3 protein-coding genes and 2 pseudogenes are annotated in these 5,068 nt (G+C 59.6%); 2 read left to right on the top strand and 3 right to left on the bottom strand.

Going from position 1 to position 5,068, the window contains the following annotated elements; all coding sequences use genetic code 11:
* Both EOA23_RS31440 and EOA23_RS37010 read right to left on the bottom strand, forming a co-directional pair.
* The coding region (locus EOA23_RS31440) for a hypothetical protein (RefSeq protein ID WP_145966537.1) at nt 1-439 on the bottom strand (439 nt) is incomplete at its 3' end.
* A complete protein-coding gene (locus EOA23_RS37010; protein ID WP_063169289.1) occupies nt 436-714 on the bottom strand; it encodes an AlpA family phage regulatory protein in 279 nt (92 codons plus the stop codon). The genes EOA23_RS37010 and EOA23_RS31440, both read right to left, overlap by 4 nt.
* A gap of 975 nt (nt 715-1,689) precedes the next feature.
* On the opposite strand from EOA23_RS37010, the gene EOA23_RS31450 reads away from it, so the two are divergent.
* Nucleotides 1,690-3,621 carry a potassium transporter Kup gene (locus EOA23_RS31450; RefSeq protein ID WP_126080677.1) on the top strand — a complete coding sequence of 644 codons (1,932 nt, stop codon included), beginning with the start codon at nt 1,690-1,692 and terminating at the stop codon, nt 3,619-3,621.
* Between the two features lie 307 nt (nt 3,622-3,928).
* Nucleotides 3,929-4,389: pseudogene (locus tag EOA23_RS31455) on the top strand (OB-fold nucleic acid binding domain-containing protein); the annotation flags it as partial.
* 538 nt (nt 4,390-4,927) lie between these two features.
* Here the strand turns inward: EOA23_RS31455 and EOA23_RS31460 are convergent.
* Nucleotides 4,928-5,068, bottom strand: a pseudogene (locus tag EOA23_RS31460) (aldehyde dehydrogenase family protein); the annotation flags it as partial.

Below are 5,068 nucleotides of genomic sequence, written 5' to 3' on the forward strand. Positions count from 1 at the left end.
GGCGCGGCATCAGGAACCGCAACTCACCATAGATTCGCTTGGCATCCGCGTAGTCGCTGCTCCCCTCATTCCCATCGGACGCATTCATCGCCATATCGCGCGGGTCCAGATAGCCTTCGAATGCGGATTCTGCAAAAGGACCTGCCAGACACGCAACTATCTCTTGGATCGCTTCATCGCGTTGGAAATGTCGATCCATATCGTTCTCGAAAATCGGCTTTAGCTCCGAGGTGAATCCTTGCGCTGAATAGAAAACCGTGCCTTCGACAAAACCACCGCACTCTCCGTCACCGGCGTCGGGGTAAATACTAACACTTGAGAAAGCAGGGAGTTCACGGTCGTCGTCGAACATCTGACGGTGCAAAACGATGGCGGCCACCGCGTGCCCGGCTTCGTGATGCGCCACAGACGGGAGAAGATATTGGGAGGCTACATTCATGCGGTGCGGCTCTCAGATCTAGTTTCCATCCAAGCCCTGATATCGGATTCAAGCCATGCGACTCGGCCGGGGGAGATGCGACGCCGCTTAGGGAACAGGCCTGCCTTCAGAGTCGCGCGGTCGCGCTCGAACTGCGTTCCACTGAAGTGCTTCAGGGTCTTTGCCGACTGGCCGGCGGCCCAGGCAAGTGCCCGCTCGCCTTCCACATCTTCAAGCCAAAGATAGAGATCGTCGTCGGGAGCATCCAGCGTTGGACGGACATCAAATGCGTTCATGTCCGGACAGCCTTCAGAAAGAAGGGATAGAGGCTTCCGTTTGATCGGGAACGCTTAGTGTTGGTAGCGGCGCCCACATGTTCGAAAAGCGTGATCATTGATGAGTTCTTCCAGTCGGTGCGGCATCGCAGTGCTTTTGCGCATAGGACCGCAATTGTCGTGCCAACTGGGAAAATCGTTTCGGAACAACGTGATCGCTCTGGCAGCGTTGTGTCAGATGTCCGACATCGTCGAGAATCCGACAACGAGTGCTCCTCCTAATCACCGGATCAACCTCCGGCGCCAGTCGGTGACACCGCATTCCTCTGTCTTTCCAGGAGACGGCGTGGACATCAATGCCGTTCCTCACCGAACCCGCCTCCTAGCCCTTCGCCCATACGTCACGGCCGCCCCCCGGTTTGGCTTCAACCTGAAGGATTACGGCGTCCTCTTCGCAGAGAAGATCGGGTTGTTCGTGGCGCGCGCAGCGGAGCCCAAGGAGCTTTTCTGGGTTGCGGATACTGGCATGTCGATATTACGACCGTGTGTCCTTCGACAAGCTTGGTGGCTTCTTCAACCAGAATCTCGCCGCGGAGATCGAATCGTTATCTGCGCCGCAAAGTGCGGCCGGTGAGCGGCGTGGCCCTGCGTTCCAGTTGGCCACGGTCCTCGCTGGGACGAGCAAGTAAATGGCTTGCGCAGCAACGGTGCGATCACACCTGGAGCACGGCGTCATCAGGAAAGCGCCATCCTTGTGCGCCCACGACACCCTGGTCGCCATCGGCCGCATCGCGGGGGGGCACTGTGGGCGATAACCATTCATTGATCTGGGCGATTGAGGGTTCTGCCGGGGCGCTATTGCTGCTCGGTAGGGCTGCGGGCTGGCGAGTCTACCAAGGCGAGCAACGACAGGCGAGACGGCAGACATTACGTGACGGAACTTGATATTGCAGTGCAGCAAGCGTAGAGCACCGCGCGCTTATCGGAGTGTCGTCCATGGCCCTTACCAATGCTGGTAACGAGGCAGAACCTGTCGAACAATCGAGCCATTCTGAGGTCGAGCAGCACAGCACCAAGGCGCTGATGTCGGGCGCACTAGGTGTCGTTTATGGCGATATAGGCACCAGCCCGATCTATGCATTTCGCGAGGCGTTGCATGCATCAGCGGGTGGCAACGTCGCCAGCCGTGGCGACATCCTCGGCGTACTCTCGCTGATCATCTGGTCCCTGACGATCACCGTGACGATCAAATACATCATGTTCGTGCTCCGCGCCGACAATCGAGGCGAGGGCGGAGTGCTGTCGCTTATGGCGCTGGCGCGCAACAGTTTCCCGACCTGCTCTGCGGTGATCCTCGGCATCGGCATCGGCATCGGCATCGTCGGCGCGGCGCTTTTTTTTGGCGACGCCGTCATTACGCCGGCAATCTCGGTACTGTCGGCGGTCGAAGGTATGAATGTCGTCACGCCGACGTTCCAGCCCTATGTGGTGCCGCTGACACTGGCCATCCTGGCGATCGTGTTTGCGGTACAGCGGTTTGGCACCGGCGGCGTAGGATTGGTGTTCGGACCCGTTACCGCGCTGTGGTTCCTGGCCATCGGCCTTTCCGGGCTCAACCACATCATGGACGACCCGGAAATCCTGCTGGCAATCAGCCCGCATTACATCGTGTCGTTCCTGGTCAACTCGCCTGACGTCGCCTTCGTTACGGTTGGTGCAGTCTTCCTCGCCGTCACCGGAGCCGAGGCGCTCTACGCCGACCTCGGCCATTTCGGCCGCAAGCCGATCGTGCTCGCCTGGCTGGCGATCGTGTTCCCTTGTCTGTTGCTCAATTATGTCGGGCAAGGCGCCTTCGTGCTGGCAAATGGCGGCGTTGTCGGTCATCCGTTCTTCGAGATGAACCAGGGCTGGACGCTTATTCCGATGGTCGTGCTTGCCACGGCGGCGACCGTGATCGCCTGCCAGGCGGTGATCTCCGGCGCCTTTTCGCTGACCAGGCAAGCGGTACAGCTCAACATGCTGCCGCGTTTCGTCATCCAGCACACGTCGGAAAAACAGTCGGGCCAGATCTATCTGCCGCGCATCAACCTGATGCTGGCGCTGGTGGTGATGCTGCTGGTGGTCGGCTTCGGCGAATCCAGCCGGCTGGCCTCGGCCTACGGTATTTCGGTGACCGGCAATATGCTGGTGACGAACATACTGCTTTTTGTTGTGATGACGCGCATCTGGAAATGGCCGCTCGGCGTCGCGATAGCCTTAATGGCGGTGTTCGTCTTCATCGATACCGGCTTCTTTGCAGCTAACATCGTCAAGGTATTCGAAGGCGGCTGGGCCTCGCTTGCCATTGCCGCAGTGATCGTGATGACCATGTGGACTTGGATAAGAGGCAGCAGGTATCTATTTGACAAGACGCGCAGGAACCAGATTCCGCTCGATTTCCTTGCGGGCAATCTGTTGAAGAAGAAACCGCAGCTGGTGTCCGGTACGGCCGTGTTCCTGACCAGCGATCCCGCCAGTGCGCCGACCGCGTTGATGCACAGCCTGAAGCACTACAAGGCGCTGCACGAACAGAACGTCATCCTCTCTGTGGTGACGGCGCAGCAGCCCGTGGTGCCCGACAGCGAGCGGATCAAGATGGAAACGATCAATGAGCTGTTCATGCGGGTGACACTGACCTTCGGCTACATGGAACAGCCTAACATCCCGCGTGCGCTGGCGATCTGCCGCAAGCAGGGTTGGAAGTTCGACATCATGACGACGTCCTTCTTCCTGTCGCGTCGCTCGCTCAAGGCGTCACCCAACTCCGGCATGCCGGTGTGGCAGGACAAGCTGTTCATCGGCTTGGCGCGCACGGCCGCCGACGCGACGGAGTATTTCCAGATCCCGACCGGACGTGTGGTCGAGATCGGAACGCAAGTGGCCGTTTAGGTATGCCCGGTTAAGCAGAATCAATTGGCATTTCGCGAGCCGGTGAATGCCTGACCGGGCGGAGGCCACGATGCTTGCGCCAAACTGGGGTCCGGTTCCAGGCCTGAAGCTTCCGGCCCCGAAAGCCGTCCTTTACGCCTGCGATCATTTCCGTTCCGCATTGTCTTGCCGACCCACCAGTCGAGATGCGCTGAAACGACCTCGCCGGGCAGCAACTTATCATTTGAACCTAATCGATGTGCCGCAAGTCCGACCTTCATTCTTCAGTTCACAGGCTAGCGTTGCCAAAATCGGCGTGCCGCCTAACCGGCGCCGCACCGTGACCTGTCAGGATGCTATGCAGGCGCGAGGCAGAAGCTGGCTCGAGGCCGCCGGCCTGGTGCTGGTCCGGCAGCGGCCGGGCTCGGCCAAAGGCTTCATGTTCCTCTGGAGGATGAGACGGGTGCGGCAAACGTCGTCGTCTGGGTCAAGATCTCTCGAGAAATTCCGGCGCGTGCTTCTTGCTTCGGCCATGCTCGGCGTCCGCGGACGCATCCGACGGAAGAGGAGGTGGTGCACCTCGTCGCCCACGAGCTGACCGATCTGTCGGCCGGGCTGGCCAGCGTGGGAAACCGCAAGACGCCGTTTCCGTTGCCGCACGGCCGAGGGACGAGGCTCATCACGGCGGATCGGGCATCGATCCGCGCGGCATGCCGAAGGGGCGCGACATCGTCGATGCAGTATGACCATATCGACCCTATCAAGTTCAAGACGCGTAACTTCCGGTAGCGCTTCCGGAGGCCACTTCAGCAGCATGTTGTGCACACTTTTGTCGGACCCTGTTAACTGCCGATTGGCAGCAGGTCACCCCGTGCCGGATCCCAAATGTCGTCGCTCTCAAGCGCAACGACTGCCCGCACCCTTTTTAAGTCAGCGAGCACCTCCACCGCCGGACGCCGCCCCGTTTCCTGAGCCGCGGCGTAACGGGTGTATTTGTGACTGTCCGGCTCAAACCACTTCAACGATTCCAAAGTAGCCATGGCATCGCCCTTGCGGCTGCGCGTGATGCGAATGATCGTGATCCCATCCTAAGCGCTCGCGTCGAATGGAGACACGCTGCCAACGCTTCATCTGCTCTACCCCATCTTTGTTCCAAGGCGGTCGGATCATCTCAATGAGCCCTGCCTCGGGGTGGCCAAAGCATGCATATTTATCGTTCGGCCCCGCATCGAATTATCATCTGCGATGTGGGACTCGATCTTGGGTTGGCGACGGCTTCGCTCCGGGAGTAGACGTCGGACCACTGATAAGTGCCGGACCTTCTCCACAATTTCTCGGCGGACTCATCGTGAACGCTCGATTGGACGTAAATGCGGTTCGCGGAAACGCAGGTCTGGCCGGCATTGCGGAACTTCGCCTGGACCGCACCGTCAACAGCACCGTCAATGTCGGCATCATCGAAGATGAT

The sequence above is a fragment of the Mesorhizobium sp. M2A.F.Ca.ET.042.01.1.1 genome (assembly GCF_003997405.1).
Taxonomy (GTDB): domain Bacteria; phylum Pseudomonadota; class Alphaproteobacteria; order Rhizobiales; family Rhizobiaceae; genus Mesorhizobium.